General features: G+C 32.6%; 13 protein-coding genes. 7 read left to right on the top strand and 6 right to left on the bottom strand.

The features are described from left to right. Positions 1-129: 129 nt before the first annotated feature. The 7 genes from B0M43_RS18290 to B0M43_RS18260 all read left to right on the top strand — a co-directional run bounded on the left by B0M43_RS18290 (position 130) and on the right by B0M43_RS18260 (position 8,019). Complete coding sequence (locus tag B0M43_RS18290; RefSeq protein WP_042566466.1) at positions 130-1,080, top strand: PhoH family protein; 951 nt, start codon at positions 130-132, stop codon at positions 1,078-1,080. Between the two features lie 250 nt (positions 1,081-1,330). Beyond that, the gene (locus tag B0M43_RS18285) at positions 1,331-1,693 is read left to right on the top strand and encodes a DUF1801 domain-containing protein (RefSeq protein WP_078007632.1); all 363 of its coding nucleotides are present in this window, start codon (positions 1,331-1,333) and stop codon (positions 1,691-1,693) included. Between the two features lie 139 nt (positions 1,694-1,832). Further along, the gene (locus B0M43_RS18280) at positions 1,833-2,663 is read left to right on the top strand and encodes a Cof-type HAD-IIB family hydrolase (protein WP_078007631.1); all 831 of its coding nucleotides are present in this window, start codon (positions 1,833-1,835) and stop codon (positions 2,661-2,663) included. Between the two features lie 196 nt (positions 2,664-2,859). Beyond that, positions 2,860-5,205, top strand: coding sequence for a prolyl oligopeptidase family serine peptidase (locus tag B0M43_RS18275; RefSeq protein WP_078007630.1), 2,346 nt, complete (start codon positions 2,860-2,862; stop codon positions 5,203-5,205). A gap of 477 nt (positions 5,206-5,682) precedes the next feature. Further along, complete coding sequence (locus B0M43_RS18270; RefSeq protein WP_078007629.1) at positions 5,683-6,639, top strand: phosphoribosylaminoimidazolesuccinocarboxamide synthase; 957 nt, start codon at positions 5,683-5,685, stop codon at positions 6,637-6,639. A gap of 302 nt (positions 6,640-6,941) precedes the next feature. Further along, positions 6,942-7,322, top strand: coding sequence for an ankyrin repeat domain-containing protein (locus B0M43_RS18265; RefSeq protein WP_078007628.1), 381 nt, complete (start codon positions 6,942-6,944; stop codon positions 7,320-7,322). Between the two features lie 316 nt (positions 7,323-7,638). After that, complete coding sequence (locus tag B0M43_RS18260; RefSeq protein ID WP_065448512.1) at positions 7,639-8,019, top strand: ankyrin repeat domain-containing protein; 381 nt, start codon at positions 7,639-7,641, stop codon at positions 8,017-8,019. A 175-nt stretch (positions 8,020-8,194) separates the two neighbouring features. Here the strand turns inward: B0M43_RS18260 and B0M43_RS18255 are convergent, their stop codons facing one another. From B0M43_RS18255 to B0M43_RS18230, 6 genes are all read right to left on the bottom strand, one after another. After that, positions 8,195-8,797, bottom strand: a complete 603-nt coding sequence (locus B0M43_RS18255; RefSeq protein ID WP_078007627.1) for a DUF2238 domain-containing protein — start codon at positions 8,795-8,797, stop codon at positions 8,195-8,197. A 144-nt stretch (positions 8,798-8,941) separates the two neighbouring features. Next, the gene (locus B0M43_RS18250) at positions 8,942-12,040 is read right to left on the bottom strand and encodes an efflux RND transporter permease subunit (protein WP_078007626.1); all 3,099 of its coding nucleotides are present in this window, start codon (positions 12,038-12,040) and stop codon (positions 8,942-8,944) included. Between the two features lie 3 nt (positions 12,041-12,043). Continuing rightward, the gene (locus B0M43_RS18245) at positions 12,044-13,129 is read right to left on the bottom strand and encodes an efflux RND transporter periplasmic adaptor subunit (RefSeq protein WP_078007625.1); all 1,086 of its coding nucleotides are present in this window, start codon (positions 13,127-13,129) and stop codon (positions 12,044-12,046) included. Positions 13,130-13,140: 11 nt separating this feature from the next. After that, entirely contained in the window at positions 13,141-14,385 is a 1,245-nt protein-coding gene (locus B0M43_RS18240) for a TolC family protein (protein ID WP_078007624.1), read from the bottom strand. Between the two features lie 84 nt (positions 14,386-14,469). After that, the gene (locus B0M43_RS18235) at positions 14,470-15,831 is read right to left on the bottom strand and encodes a HAMP domain-containing sensor histidine kinase (protein ID WP_078007623.1); all 1,362 of its coding nucleotides are present in this window, start codon (positions 15,829-15,831) and stop codon (positions 14,470-14,472) included. Then, positions 15,828-16,508 (bottom strand): response regulator transcription factor, encoded by a 681-nt coding sequence (locus B0M43_RS18230; protein ID WP_078007622.1) that lies wholly within the window; start codon positions 16,506-16,508, stop codon positions 15,828-15,830. The genes B0M43_RS18235 and B0M43_RS18230 overlap by 4 nt, the downstream gene beginning before the upstream one ends. Positions 16,509-16,543: the final 35 nt, after the last annotated feature.

Genomic DNA, 16,543 nt, shown 5'->3' with positions numbered 1-16,543 from the left:
CAGTTTTCAGTATTTTAACAAAAATGATTTTAAAAATGTTACCGCTATTAAAAACGGTAATTTTAAGATAAAACACCCGACAACCACAGATTATAAAACTGATTTATTTTTAATTTAAAATTAACTCATTTGAACGAAAGAATTATCGAGCTCATAGACATCGCTCCAAAAGACTTTTGGGGCGCTCAAGACACTCATCTTGAAATAATTAAAAAGTATTACCCAAAGCTTAAAATCGTTGCGAGAGGTACCACTTTGAAAGCATTTGGCGAAAAAGAAGTTTTAGATGAATTCGAAAAAAGATTTCAGAGGCTTATGCTTCATTTTACCCGATACAACAACATTGACGATAATGTAATTGAACGCGTAATAATGAGTGATGGTCAGGATGAAAGAAAATCATACGATCATGACAAAATATTAGTTCATGGAGTTGGCGGTAAAATAATAAAAGCCATGACACCTAACCAGCAGTTACTGGTAGATACCATCAAAAAAAATGATATGGTATTTGCTGTAGGTCCTGCCGGAACCGGAAAAACGTACACTGGTGTTGCAATGGCGGTAAAAGCGCTTAAAGAAAAAGAAGTAAAAAGGATCATATTAACACGCCCGGCGGTAGAGGCAGGAGAAAATCTTGGTTTTTTACCCGGCGATATGAAAGAAAAATTAGATCCGTACATGCAGCCTCTTTATGATGCTTTACGCGATATGTTACCCAACGAAAAGCTCGAAGATTACATTTTAAAAGGAATTATTCAAATTGCGCCATTGGCATTTATGCGTGGTCGTACGCTGGATAATGCCTTTGTAATTCTGGATGAAGCTCAAAATACCACACACTCTCAAATGAAAATGTTTTTGACCCGTATGGGAAAAAATGCAAAATTCATGATTACGGGTGATCCCGGACAGGTCGATTTACCACGCAGAACTATTTCAGGTCTGAAAGAAGCGATTTTGGTTCTGAAAGACGTTGACGGAATTGGGATTATTTATCTGGATGATAAAGATATCGTACGTCACAGATTAGTGAAAAAGGTAATTGATGCTTATAAACAAATAGAAAATCACGATTAATTTATAGAATGTCAAATGTAAATCGTAAAATGTGTTTTGACATTTATTAGTATTCGTTTTCTGCATCATCTTTTATAGAAATGTGGAAAACGAATATTTTTTTTGAATTAGTTTTGATGTTCAATTGTCACACTGAGCGAAGTTGAAGCCCCGCAAAGGGAAGTAATTAAGTTTTTTTGAGCGTAATTTTTGCTAGTATTGTGATTGGAATTTGGAATTTTTTAAATATTGGAATTTACAAATAAATGTAATGAAACAACTAGATGATTTCTACTTTAAACAAGAAGAGCCCACAAAAGGCATATTTTTGGCATTAAAAGAAATTATTCTAAAACAAGATCAGGACATTACTAACGTTCTAAAATACGGAATGCCGTTTTTTTGTTATAAAGGAAAAATGTTTTGCTATTTATGGACACACAAGAAATTCAAACAGCCGTATTTAGCAATCGTTGAAGGAAAACATTTCGATGAATCGTTTTTAATTCAGGAAAATCGTTCTAGAATGAAAATTATGTTATTGGATATTGATGAAGATTTGCCTTTGGAACAAATTGAAATAGTCATTAGAAAAGCATTAAATTTATACAAATCCGGAATTATAAAAGTTTAAATTAACTATAATTTACTATTTGATGAAATAGTTAAATAAATAATAAACTTCGCTCTTTTCGGGTTTTTACGGCTTATAATCTTTGCTCTTCTGTGAGTAAAGCCTTAAATTTGCACATCATAAATACTTGATCTTTAATATGACAAAATTAAAAAATATAAAAGTTGTAGTAAGTGACCTTGACGGAACTTTACTCAACCCTCAACACAGAATATCAGATTATACGAAATCAATTTTTCAGGAACTTCACAATCAAAATTATCTTATTGTAGTGGCTACAGGACGTCATCATCTTGATGCAATGGCAATTATCGAAACTCTTGAAATTCCGGTTTATTTGGTAAGTTCAAACGGAGCCAGAATTCATTCACCAGAAAAAGAAGAACTTTTTGCTTTTAACTTAGACAGTGACGTGGTAAAAGCAGCATTAAATGTCGAAATCGATCCTGAAATTACAGTTGTTTTATTTAAGGAAAATGTTTGGCAAACCAACAAATGGAGCGAAAAATTAAATGCTTTTCAGGCTGACTTGAAATATCATCCTGAATTGGTTGATTATAAAAATCTGGAAGATTTTGGAGCAATTAAAATTTTCTTCTCCTGTGATAATCATGAAAAATTAGTGAAATTAAAAGATGATATTTTAGCCCATTCTTCAGAATATCTGCATCATGCTTTTAGCTTACCAACTTGTTTAGAATTTATGGACAAATCTATTGACAAAGCGGTTGCGATTGAAAGGGTTCTTGAAAAACAAGGATTTACTCTTGATCAGGCAGTTTCTTTTGGTGATGGTTTCAATGATGTTCAAATGTTATCAGCATCAGGAAAAGGTTTAATTATGGGAAATGCTCCTGATTTATTAAAGGAAACTTTACCAAAACTAGAAGTCATTAAAACCAATGCAGAAGATGGTGTAGCACAATATATTGCATCGAAAATTTTAAATAAAGAATTCGCCGCGAGCTAATTTATAAATAGTAAGAAGTTTGATATTGACGAAATTACAATTTTAGACTTTTGATAAAAAAGAGATCCTTGAAGTTAATTCTTCAGGGATTTTTTTATGAAATGAAAATTTTACAAGTGATTTCGCAAGCAAATGGCAAAAAAACTTTTTTAGTAATTTTCAAAGTGTATTTTTGTTTTCTCAAAAAACGAATACCATGACAAAAAACATTTTTATCGTTGCCTTTTTAGTTTTTTCAATAACAGGCTATAGCCAAAATTTGAAATTAGAAGAAATCATGAAAGGGGAATCTTTTATTGGAAATCAACCCACAAACGGACGCTGGTCCCTTGATGGTAAAAAGGTTTATTTTGAATGGAATCCGACTAATGATTTAGGTGCAAGTACTTATTTCTGGCAAAAAGGAGCAGCAAAACCTGTTTTGGCCGAACCTAAAGAAGCTGCTTTTTCGAAGATTGATTTTAAAAGAAAACCAAATTCTGATATTGTTTATTATACAGATAACGGAGGTTTGTATTCATATAGCATTACTACCAAAACGATAAAGAAAATTATTCAGCAAAGTACTCCAGTTTCTAATCTTGAATTGGGCGCGACGGCCGACATATTGTTTTTTGAACAAAATGATAACATTTTCAAGTACAATACTAAAGAAGGAACGGTTCTGCAAATAACTAATTTTGTCAAAGGAACTAAAAAAGAGAAAACTCTGGAGAAAGATTCTTTTTTGAAAACACAACAAAAAGAGTTGTTTCAATTTATTAAAGACAAGGAAGCTAAAAAACAATGGAATCTTGCCAAAAGTAAAGCCATAAAATCTGATTTTGCAAAAGAATATTTTTATGGAAAAGACAACTTTTTTAATCTTAAAGCAAATCCAAACGGAAATTTTGCCACTTTTAGTTTAGTAGAAGAATCGGATGTAAAAAAAGAGAAAATGGAAGTTTTTATAACAGATGATGGTTATAATCAAACTCCAGAGACCAAAGAAAAAGTATCTACCTCAAATTTGGTAAAAACGAAATTCGGAATTTATTCTGTAGCAAAAGATACGGTTTATTACGTCAATTTTTCGACTTTAAGTCATATTCAGGACAGTCCAAAGTATTATGAATCGTATGAGAATTTAAAAAATAAAGCCAAAGAAGATAAACTAATTACAAGTCAGGCTCCAGTTTATAACGAAGATGGATCTTTGGCAATTGTAGAGATTAGAAGTCAGGATAATAAAGACAGATGGTTGGTAAGCCTAAATCTTGAAAACGGAACCTTTAAAGAAATTGAACATCAGCATGATGATGCGTGGATTGCTGGTCCCGGAATTCCGTCCTATTCTTTTGATTCTGGAGTTTTAGGTTTTCTGGCAGATAACGAGACGATTTATTTCCAGTCTGAAGCTACAGGATATTCGCATTTGTATACTTATAATATAAAATCACGTAAGAAAACACAACTCACCAGTGGTAATTGGGAAGTTCGTGATGTAACATTATCTAAAGATAAAAAGGCATTTTATTTAACCACAAATACAACACATCCGGGAAATAGAAATTTTTATAAATTAGCAGCAACCGGCGGAGCTTTAGAGCCAATTTTGACAAAAGACGGAGCACACGAAGTAGTAGTTTCTCCAGATGAAAAATCACTTTTGGTTCGTTACTCGTATAAAAATATTCCTTGGGATTTTTATGTTGCCGACAATAAAAAGAATACAACTTTACAGCAAATTTCTTCTTCGGTATCAGAAAGTTTTAAAACCTATAAATGGAGAGAACCGGAAGTAATTACATTCAAAGCACAAGACGGAACTCCTGTAAATGCAAGATTGTATACGCCTAAATCAGAAAATGCAAACAAAGCTGCTGTGATTTTTGTTCATGGTGCAGGTTATTTGCAAAATGCTCACAATTATTGGAGTAATTATTACAGAGAATATATGTTTCATAACATGTTGACTGATTTAGGTTATACAGTTCTGGACATCGATTATAGAGGAAGTGACGGTTACGGACGTGATTTTAGAACCGGAATTTACCGTTTTATGGGAGGAAAAGATTTATCTGACCATCTTGACGGAAAGAAAATATTAGTAGAAAAATATGGAATTGACGCCAATAGAGTAGGGATTTACGGAGGTTCATACGGTGGATTTATTACTCTAATGGGAATGCTGACGACTCCTGGCGAATTTGCTTCAGGGGCAGCATTACGTTCTGTTACAGATTGGGCACATTATAATCACGGATATACAGGCAATATTCTAAATTTTCCGGAAACAGATCCAGAAGCATTCAAAAAAAGTTCTCCTATTTATTATGCAGATAATTTAAAAGGAAATCTGGTAATGTTACACGGAATGGTAGACGATAATGTTGAATATAAAGACATTGTACGTTTGTCGCAACGTTTTATAGAATTACAGAAAAAGAACTGGACACTGGCATCTTTCCCTGTTGAATCTCACGGTTTTAAAGAAACTTATTCCTGGATCGATGAATATAGCAGAATTTTGAATTTATTTAATTCGACGCTTCTTAAGTAAGTTTACAGTTTTCAGTCACAGTGAAAAGCAGTTGACAGAGTGTTTAGAAAACTGCAGTAAAGCTTTGTCAAAGTTTTAAAGCAACACTGTAAAAAATTTTTGCAAAAGTCTAATTTTAAAGTTGGTATACGCATTTTTATCATTTCATAAATGACAAAGTTGTAACATACTTTAATTTCTATCTTCAAACATAGCCCGTGGTTTCAACCACGGGAACACAATAGGAAACATAATAATATTGCACCTCGTGGTTGAAACCACGGGCAATGTATGACAAGTTTACAAGTGAAAAAACTTTGTGAAAGTTTAAGAACAAGTACCTTACAATCTTGGTTTAAAACTTTGACAAAGCTTGCACAAAGAATAGACTGAGACCGAGACTGAATACTGCGACTGTAAACTGAATACTGAAAAACTTGCTTGCTCTTTTAATTAGTTTTAAATTTGCATTCATAAAAAACAACACAACTAGTAATAATGAGCAATACAATCACAACTACAAATTTTAATTTTCCAGATCAGAAATCAGTTTACCGTGGAAAAGTTAGAGAAGTTTACAACATCAATGATGAGCTTTTGGTAATGGTAGCAACCGACAGACTTTCGGCTTTTGATGTGGTTTTACCAAAAGGTATTCCGTACAAAGGGCAAATTCTGAATCAGATTGCAACAAGATTTATGGAATTGACAGAGGATATTGTACCAAACTGGTTGATTGCAACTCCGGATCCTAATGTTGCTGTTGGACATTTATGCGAACCTTTTAAAGTAGAAATGGTTATTCGTGGTTATCTTTCAGGACACGCTGCCCGTGAGTACGCCGCCGGAAAAAGAAAAATTTGTGGTGTAACTATGGCAGAAGGTTTGAAGGAAAATGATAAGTTTCCTGAACCAATTATTACACCAACTACAAAAGCAGACAACGGTTCTCATGATGAAGATATTTCTCGTGAAGACATTTTGGCTAAAGGAATTGTTACAGAAGAAGATTATATTGTTTTAGAAAAATACACTCGTGATTTGTTTCAAAGAGGAACTGAAATTGCTGCTGAACGCGGATTGATTTTGGTAGATACTAAATACGAATTCGGAAAAACGAAAGAGGGTGTTATTGTTTTAATTGATGAAATTCATACACCGGATTCTTCTCGTTATTTTTATGCCGATGGATATCAGGAAAGACAAGATAAAGGAGAAGAACAAAAACAGTTATCAAAAGAATTCGTTCGTCGTTGGTTGATCGAAAATGGTTTTCAAGGGCAGGACGGACAACAAATTCCGGAGATGACAGACGCTTATATCGAATCAGTTTCTGAAAGATATATTGAATTGTATGAAAATATTTTAGGAGAAAAATTCGTTAAGGCAGATATTGCTAATATTGATCAGCGTATTGAGAAAAACGTAATAGAGTATTTAAGTACTAAAGAATAGTTTTCGGGCTTATTTAACCGTAAACTTTTAAAAATAAAACTGCCTTGTTATACTAATAGCAAGGCATTTTCTTTTGTGTAAATTTTCACTGAAAAGTTCAATTTAGAACAAATATAGTAGAGTAGTAAATAGAAGTGCAATGAAGGGTTTCTCTGAGTTGCACTTTTTTTATTTATAATTTTTTGCATTTGTGTGTAACATATTTGATTGTTTCGGCGACTACTATAGTAATCAAAAAAATTAAGAATGACATTTAAGCATTAATTTAATTTTTACATCAATCATAAAATCAATCAATCAACATGAAAAAATCAGTAATTATTTTAGGTATAGCCATTGCTATCTCTACACAAGTGTCAAAAGCATCGAATATCAAGCAATTAGTAAAAGATCCAATCGATTCTCCTGCTGATGAAGTATCATCTCTACATTACGCCGTATGTGAGGGAGATATTGAAAAGGTTAAAAAATTAATTGAATACGGAACCAATGTAAATAAGTTGGTTAGAGATATGTCACCTTTAATGTTGGCAGCCCGTTTTAATAAATTTGAAATCATTAAAGTTTTATTGGCTAACGGAGCTAATCCCAGAATCGAGAATGAAAAAGGTTTAAGAGCAATAAATTTCGCAGAGTACGCAAAAGCAACTGAAGCTATTGCAATTTTAAAAAATGCAAAATAAGACTAGAAAAAAGCATCAGTTATACTGATGCTTTTTTTCATTTTTGGATCAGTGTATTCTCAAATGAAAAGTCATTTTAATTTTTTTTTGATAATTTTTCATTTTTACTGTAACATTTTGAACAAGATCGCGTCTATATATACAGAAGCTTTAAAAGAGATAACATAAATTTTAAGCTTAAACGACATTTGTTATCTAAATGTTAAGAATTAGTTAAAACATAGTACCTTGTTATGCATAATACAGGAATTAGAATTACATTTACATAGAAATTAAAAATCATCATTAATCAATCAACAATTAACAATCAATCATTATGAAAAATTCAATCATTTATTTAGGAGTAGCTTTAGTTGCATTTGCAAATGTTTCAATGGCTTCAAATCAATCATCATTTGTACAACCACAAATGGAAATCGTACACAGTTTCTCAACTCCACTAAACGTGGCAGTAGGTAAGGGAGATCTTGAATTTGTTAAAAAATTAATAGAATACGGAGCTGACGTAAACGAAATATCCGAAGATTTATCACCTTTGATGATAGCTGCACGTTATAATAAGGTAGATATTTTAAGAGTTTTATTGGCAAGCGGAGCAAATGCTTCTGTTAGAAACGAAAAAGGATTTACTGCTTTGAAATATGCACAATTATCAAATGCAACTGAGGCTATCGCCATCTTGAAAGAGGTAAAATAAAAGTTTAAATAGAGTTTTTGAGTTAGTATACAAAACGACCTTCCTTGAGCAGAAGGTCGTTTTTTATTTGGATACCTTTTTAGCCCCGATGGGAGGGAAAATCCTTTTGTGGTGGGGTTCACCACAAAAGATTTGGAAGGACAGCGGGAATAGCTCCTTAAAAAACAGAAGATTCTTAAAAGTCTATTTTTTGAATTTGTTTATCTTGTATTTTTGAAAATAGAATCAATCCCACAATTGCTCCAATTGTAGCAAATAACATATCCGATTGTGTATCCCAAACATATCCTTGTGTACCTAAAAAAGCATCACCACCATCTCCGGTTGCTATAGATACAAACCATTCGATAAATTCATATGCTGCACTTATAGCAAGACAAATAGATACTATAATAAAGTTGAAAAAGCTTTTATTCTGGATTACCTGTTTTCGAATAAATAATTCTCTTATGATCATTGCGGGAACCAGTCCTTGGGCAAAATGACCTACTTTATCATAATTGTTTCTGCTTTGATGAAAAACTTCTTTGATGTAATCAAAAAACGGAACTTCGGCATACGTATAATGTCCGCCAACGAACAGAATGATACAATGAATGAGTATTAAAGTATAAGTAAAATTGGTAAACCTAAATTTTTTGAAAGTGAAAGCTAAAATTAAAAATCCAATAATAGCAGGAATTACTTCCAGAAAGCAAGTAAAACCTTCTTTTGGGTTGATAACAGAGGCAAGCAGCGAAATAAAAAAAATGCTCAATAAAAAATAAATATACTTCATAAGGTTTTATATGTAATAAAAATAGCACGCAAGATAATGAAGTAATATTTAGTAAAATTAAAAAAGCACCATTAAATATAATGATGCTTTCTCGTTCAAAACCTAATCAAATTAATTTAACCAATTAATCTATCTTCAATTTCTTTATTCGATTGGAATATGTTTTTTACGGTTGAATACCCAAAATATAATTGGGAAAACCAAAAGGGTTAAAACCGTTGCAGTTATCAATCCTCCGATAATAACAATTGCTAATGGTTTTTGAGACTCAGATCCAATTCCTGTTGAAATTGCTGCAGGCATTAAACCAATAGACGCCATAAGAGCAGTCATTACTACGGCTCTTGTTCGGGCTTTTACACCCATAAATATAGACTCTTCAAGAGTGAATTTTGCTTTTAAATTATGATGAAATTCAGATATTAGAATAACTCCGTTTTGAATACAAATTCCCAGCAAGGCGATAAAACCAACTCCTGCAGAAATTCCGAAATTCATTCTGGTCAGATGCAGAGCAATAATTCCTCCAATAATCGCAAAAGGAACATTCGCCAGAACAAGCAAGGAATCTTTAATATTTCCAAACAAAATAAATAAGAGAACAAATATCCCAATTAAGCTTATAGGAACAACCTGAGCCAAACGCGCACTAGCACGAACCTGATTTTCAAATTCTCCTGTCCATCCCACAGTATACCCAGTTGGTAGTTTCATTTTAGCCACTTTTGCCTGTGCTTCTGCAATAGTACTTCCTAAATCACGATCACGAACGGAAAATTTTACTCCAATAAAACGTTTGGTATTATCTCTGTAGATAAATGCCGGTCCCGTTATGGTTTTTAAATCAGAGATTTCTTTTAACGGAATTTTAATTCCACTAATAGTTGGAACCTTAAGTTCGGCAATATCATTTTCATCTTTACGATATTCCTTAGAAAAACGAACTCTGACATCAAACTTTTTATCGTCTTCATATTTTTCTGTTGCTGTTTTTCCTCCAAAAGCTAATTCTAAAACTGCCTGCGCATCACTTAATGTTACTCCGTAAGCCGCCATTTTATCTCTGTCTAATACAACACTAATTTCAGGCTGACCAACATTTCGTAAAATTCCGGCATCTTTTATACCAGGAATGTTTTTTATTTGTGCTAAAACTTCGTTTGATAACTCGTCTAATTTATCCAGATCGTCTCCGTAAATTTTAACAGCATTCGAGGCTTTAAATCCTGCAACAGATTCGGCTACGTTGTCGATTACAGGTTGGGAATAATTATAAGTAATTCCTTGATGAACGCGTAATTTCTCATCCATTTCATTAATTAAATCATCCATGCTAATTTTTCGTTTCCATTCTGATTTTGGTTTTAAATCAACCTGAAGCTGTATAAAACCAAATCCATTAGGGTCGGTTCCGTCATTACTTCTTCCGGTTTGCGATAAAACATTTTTTACTTCCGGAAAACTTTCGAGATCTTTTCGAATTATTGCAGCTGTTTTTACACTTTCAGGCAATGAAGTGCTCATTGGTAATTCTGCTGTAACCCATAAAGCTCCTTCATTTAATTGAGGTAAAAATTCTGTTCCTAAAAAAGTAGCCGAAAAGAAAACTACTGCCAAAAGTGAAATGGAACCAAGTAGGGTTTGTATTTTATGCTTAAAAGTCCAGGCGAAACTTTTACCTACAATTCGATCCCAGAAATTAACAAAAGGATTGTTTTTTTCTTTTACATTTTTATTTAAAAGGATATGAGATAAAACAGGAACTAAAGTCAGGGTAAAAAGTAATGCGCCCATTAAAGCAAAACCTAATGTATAGGCTAGGGGAGAGAACATTTTTCCTTCTACTTTCTGAAATGAGAATATAGGTAATAAGGCAGTAATAATAATAAGTTTAGAAAAGAAGATGGCTTTACCCATTTCGGCTCCGGTTTTCTTAATCAAACTTCCCTTGGCGATTTTATTATACGCCGTCATTCCTAATTGATGCGCCCTTTGATCTAATACCACAAATAATCCTTCGACCATAACTACGGCACCATCAATAATAATCCCGAAATCGACCGCACCCAAACTCAATAAGTTGGCGCTCATTCCCATCATTTTTAAACATAAAAAGGCAAATAATAAAGAGAGCGGAATAACAATCGAAACGGTAAAAGTAGTCCTCCAGTCGGCCATAAATAGGAACACAACGCAGGTAACCAGAATAATCCCTTCAAATAAATTATGCATTACAGTTTCTGTCGTGAAATTCATTAAATTATCACGATCATAAAAAGTAACCAGCTTAATGTCCTTAGGAAGAATATTATCGTTTAGATCTTCTATTTTCGCTTTAATCAGAGCTAATGTTTCCTGAGGATTTTCGCCTTTTCGCATTACAATAATACCTTCAACAACATCATCATTTTTGCCTAATCCTGTTTGTCCTACTCTAGGCATGGCACTTTCGTAAACCGAAGCCAGATTTTTTACTAAAATTGGGTTTCCATTCGCATCATCAACAATAATATTTTCAATATCCTGAATCGATTTTAAAAGTCCAACTCCACGCACTACAAATGCCTGGCCGTTTTTTTCGATAATATCACCGCCAACATTTAAATTACCACTGTTTACAGCATTATAAACCTGAAGCGGAGTGATATTGTATTTTGCTAATTTAATTGGGTCAACACCAACTTCATATGTTTTAGTCTGCCCTCCAAAAACATTCAAATCAGCAACACCGGGAACAGAACGAAGCTGTTTGTCGATCACCCATTTTTGGTAGGTTAGTAATTCTCTACTGTCTCTGCTGTCACTTTTTACAATGTATCTGAAAATTTCACCGGTTGGCCCGTAAGGCGGCTGAACATCCGGCTCTACATCATCCGGAAGTGAAACATTTTTTAGTAAGTTATTGACCTGTAAACGTGCAAAAGTATCATCGACACCATCATCAAAAATAATTTTAATAACAGATAATCCAAACATTGTAATACTGCGAACACTTGTCTTTTTCTGAACCGAGTTCATCGAGATTTCGATTGGTGAGGTTACAAAACGCTCAACTTCTTCGGCGCTTTTTCCGTTCCATTGTGTAATGATGATGATTTGAGTATTGGTTACGTCAGGAAATGCGTCAATAGGCATATTCTTGAAAGAAATAAACCCTGCAACAGCCAATAATCCTACCCAAAAAAAGGTAAATGCTTTATTCTTAAGCGAAAAAGCAATAATATTTCTTATGAATTTGTTCATGTCTTATTCGTTTAAAGCGCGATAAATAAATAACTGATTATTGGTAATGACTTTTTCGTTCTCCTTTAAACCACTTGATATATATGTAATATCTCCAACTACTCTGTAAACCTCGACTTGTCTGGTTTCGATGTTATTACGATCTTTAAAAATCATTACAAAGTTTTTACTTTTATCAAAAACAATCGCTTTACTAGGCACGGATATCATTGACTCTCCTTCATTATAAGATAATTTGATATTGGCATTCATATCAGGCTTTAGCATATACTCCGGATTTTGCAATTTTATACGTGCTTGCATCGCTTTTGTTTCCGGATCAATAACGTTGAAGATTTTATCCACTTTTCCTTTAAAAACTTTATCAGGATAACTTAATGTGGTAACATCAGCATCAATACCCAATTTTACTTTATTTATGTCAATTTCATTAATATTCGCTAATGCCCAAACTTCGCTAATCTCAGCAATATCAAATATATTTTCAGAACGGTCATTTCGCAAAAGCATATCCTGATTGATACTTTTTTGAATGATAAAACCACTAATTGGCGCAGTTACTTCGTATATTGAACCTGCTTTGATATTGTAAATTTTATAAGTTTCCTGAATTTTACTCAATTGAGATTGCGCTTTATTTACTTCAGATTTTGCCTGAAGAACATCACTTTCAGAATTTAATTTACCATCAAATAATTCCTGAGCCACTTTCATTTGATTTTTAGCTACTAATAAATCGTTTTTAGCATCAATTGACTGTTTTTCGAAATCAGCAATATCAGTACTTTTTATAGTAGCCAAAACTTGTCCTTTATGTACATAATCTCCAAGTTCTACATTTACCTTGATCACATTTCCGCCAACAAGCGGGTAAACGTCGATCATTTTATTATTATCAGCTGTAATTTTTCCGTAAAAACTCAGAACATTTTTTACAGGCTGTGTTTGAGCTTCGGCTGTAGTAGTGTTCTTTAGCATAGAATCGCTTAAAGCAAAAGATGTATTGGTATCAGGATTTTCAACTTCCTTTTTGCAGCTTGCTATCGATAAACTCACAAGAGCAATTCCTATAATTAGTTTATATTTCATTTTGATTAGTTTTAAAATAAATCTTTGTTAATGGTACTATTTAATTCTTCGCCAGAAAGCACTACTTTTTTCTTCAATTCATTTATTTGAATAGAAGCCTGATTATAACTTTCCATAAAATCAGTAAATTCCAGTAGACTGATATTTCGTTTTTGAAAGTTGGTCAGGATTCCGTTGTAAACTGCTTCGAAGTCTGAATTAACAGTAGGTTTTATCACCACATAGTTTTTGCGGGATTCATCCCATTTGTTCCATGCCGACGTAATTTCGGTTTGCAATTGCAGGTTAAAATTTTGTTTTTCAATTTTTGATTGTTCTAAAATGGTTTGAGCATACTTGATATTTCCTTTGTTTTTGTTCCAAAGAGGCAACGGAATCCCAAGAGTCAAATTAGCTTCTTTGTTAAAAGCTCCGCTTCGTTGATCGTAATTGGCACCAACCGTTATATCCGGAATCGAAAGAGATTTTTGCCACTTTACGTTGATTTCGTTTGATTCAATATCCTTTTGCTTTGCTAAATAATCCGGACGATTGGCAATTGCTTCATCCTGAAAAGTTTTAAGATCAAACGGAATTGTTACCAGATATTTATTAAATTCTTCTTTAGAAATATCAGGAACAATACTTTCAGTCGAATTCAACAATAGTTTTAAGTTTGCTTCTTCTTCTATATTTTCATTAATAACTTCCATACGTTCATTTTTAAAATTCAAATACAGCGATTGTAAACGAACAAGATCTCTTAAAGGAATATTTCCTTTTTGTACCTGAACAGAATAAGAGTTAATCAAATCCTCAATATGAGCAAGTTGATTGTCTGTAGTTTCAAGACTTTTTTTGTTGTAGTATACTGTAAAAAAGCTCTTTCGTAGTTGCAGTTTTAAAGTTCTTAATAAATCATTAAACTGTAATTCGGCTAATTTTTCATTGGTTTGAGCCAATTTTATTTCGTTGCGTTTTTTTCCGCCTAAATAAATGAGCTGTTCAATGCCAAATGCCTTTTGTCCTTGTTTGCCAATATCAAAATATTGATTCCTTTCGGGATTGTAAGCATTCAATTCTGCTGTAAGGGAAGGATTATCCCAAATCCTGGCCTGAATTGTTAATGCTTTCGATGCATCGATGTTATATTGAGATGCCAACAAAAAAAGATTGTTTTTAAGAAATTGGCTTTCACAGTCTTGAAGGGTGACTGTTTTTTGAGCCAAAACTACCGGACCAAAAAGCACAAGTAGGAATGCACAGAGTTTTCTCATTGTATTATTTTTAATTATACAAAGATGATAGCGCCAGACTTTAAGACACCTTAAAATCTACCTTAAAAAAACCTTAAAAATAATTTACAAATGAAAAATTAATTGAAATAAATTCGTGTTTTTGGCTGGAACACTGTAGGTTATGGTTGCTTTATGTAGTGTTAAGATACGCTGCACAATACGCAAACCAAGGCCAAAGCCCGAGGTTCCTTTTGAATTTTTGCCACGCATAAAAGGCTGAAAAAGAAGTTTTTGTTCGTTTTCGCTTAGCGTGTCTCCAGTGTTTAAAATAGAAATGATTAAGTTATTGTCCTGAGTGCTAATAATAACTTTAGCTTGCTTGTTGTCAGAGTATACGCAAGCATTTTTAAGAACATTGCTTATAGCAATTTCTAATAAGTTTTTATTCCCGTTTATTTCTAATGCAGTATCCAGATCGTCATTTTCTTCTATTTCAAATAAAATTACAAATTCAGGATAGCTTTTATTTAAATTTTCAATAGCCGAAAATAAAATTTCATCCATACGATGTAGTTCATTATTTTCATGTTTTTTATTGTCTATTTTGGATAAAATCAAAAGTGAATTAATCAATTCCGTTAATTGATTTACATCAGATAAAATATTGATCAAAAAACTCTTTCTCTCATTGCTTGTTTTAGTATCAGCAATTACATTTTCTATTTGCGAAGTAATTCTGGATAGCGGAGTTCTAAGTTCGTGAGAAGCATGTGCAGTAAATTCTTTTTGCCTTTGGTACGAGATTTCAATCCTGTCCATCATAAAATTGAATTCGTTCGCAATCAAATCAATTTCATCTTTATTGCTTTTTGATGCTACACGGGTATCAAGATTATTCTCGTTTATATTTTTTATTTTTTGATGGAAAGCATTTAAGGGACTCATTAATTTTTTTACTGTAATAGAGGTAATTACCCAACAAATACAAGTAAAAAGAATATAGGACACCACCAGAGTATATCGCAAAAAAAGCAATCTTCGTTGACCAAAATTATCTGTTGCTGATATTAAGGCATAAAAATCCTTGTCTTTAGTATCGTAAAAAACACCATAAACCTCATAGTTTCCTTGTTTTTTAAAAAACGTCTTATTCTTTTTTAAATATTTTAAATCATCAATCGACCATTTAATTTTAGCATCATCAATACTACTATAGATAAGTTTATAATTAGAATCAAAGACTAATGTTTTCTCGTCATACAGTTTATTAATCGAATTTTGGTCAATCATCTTCAAAAGCTGATTGTCTATTTCTTTAACATTTACCAAAAGTTTAATGTTCGAAAGTGCTTTAATTTCAAGACGATCCCTGAATTCATCTTTTCTGAAATTAGAATATAAAACAAATATCAAAGTAGAAGCCAACCCAAAAAGGATTGTAAATAATAAACTTACTAAAAGTGATATCCGATTTTTTAATGTCATTCGTTTTCGCTCAAATAATATCCGTAACCCACCTTGGTCCGAATAAGTTTTGTTTCATGGTCTTTATCTATTTTTTTTCTCAAAAAATTAATGTAAACCTCAATTGTATTCTGATTCGTTTCGATATGATAATCCCAAAGTTTTTCGGCTATAAACTGCTTCGATAATACTTTTCCTTTGGCTAGAGCCAAAATCAAAATGAGTTTAAATTCCTTTGGCGTCAGTTTGATCTCTTCGCCTGCACGGAAAACTTTCATATCATCCTCCAGAATTTCTAAATCCTGAATAGTTATTTTTTTCTCTGTTTGTTGCGGAATTTCTTTTCGCCTTAGCAAAGATGAAATTCGGGCATACAACTCTTTAAAATGAAAAGGTTTTACCAAATAATCATCTGCGCCATTATCAAAAGAAGATAATTTATCGTCAATTTCGCTAAAAGCAGTTAACATAATGATAGGTGTTTTTTTATCAACTTCACGAATACCTTTGCAAACTTCAATTCCGTTAATACCAGGAACATTGATATCAAGGATGATTAAATCATAATCGTAAGGAAAATACTTTTTTAATAATAAAGAACCATCATAATATGGGAAACACTCGAATCCTTTTGTAGTAAAGAACGCTGAGATTTCTTTAGATAAAGTAAAATCGTCTTCGAGTAATAATATCTTCATGCAGTTTTATATTTGCAAATTCAGCTATTATTAAT

Source organism: Flavobacterium sp. KBS0721 (genome assembly GCF_002007065.3).
Classification (GTDB): Bacteria; Bacteroidota; Bacteroidia; order Flavobacteriales; family Flavobacteriaceae; genus Flavobacterium; species Flavobacterium piscis.
This window is presented reverse-complemented; position numbering and strand designations above follow the sequence as displayed.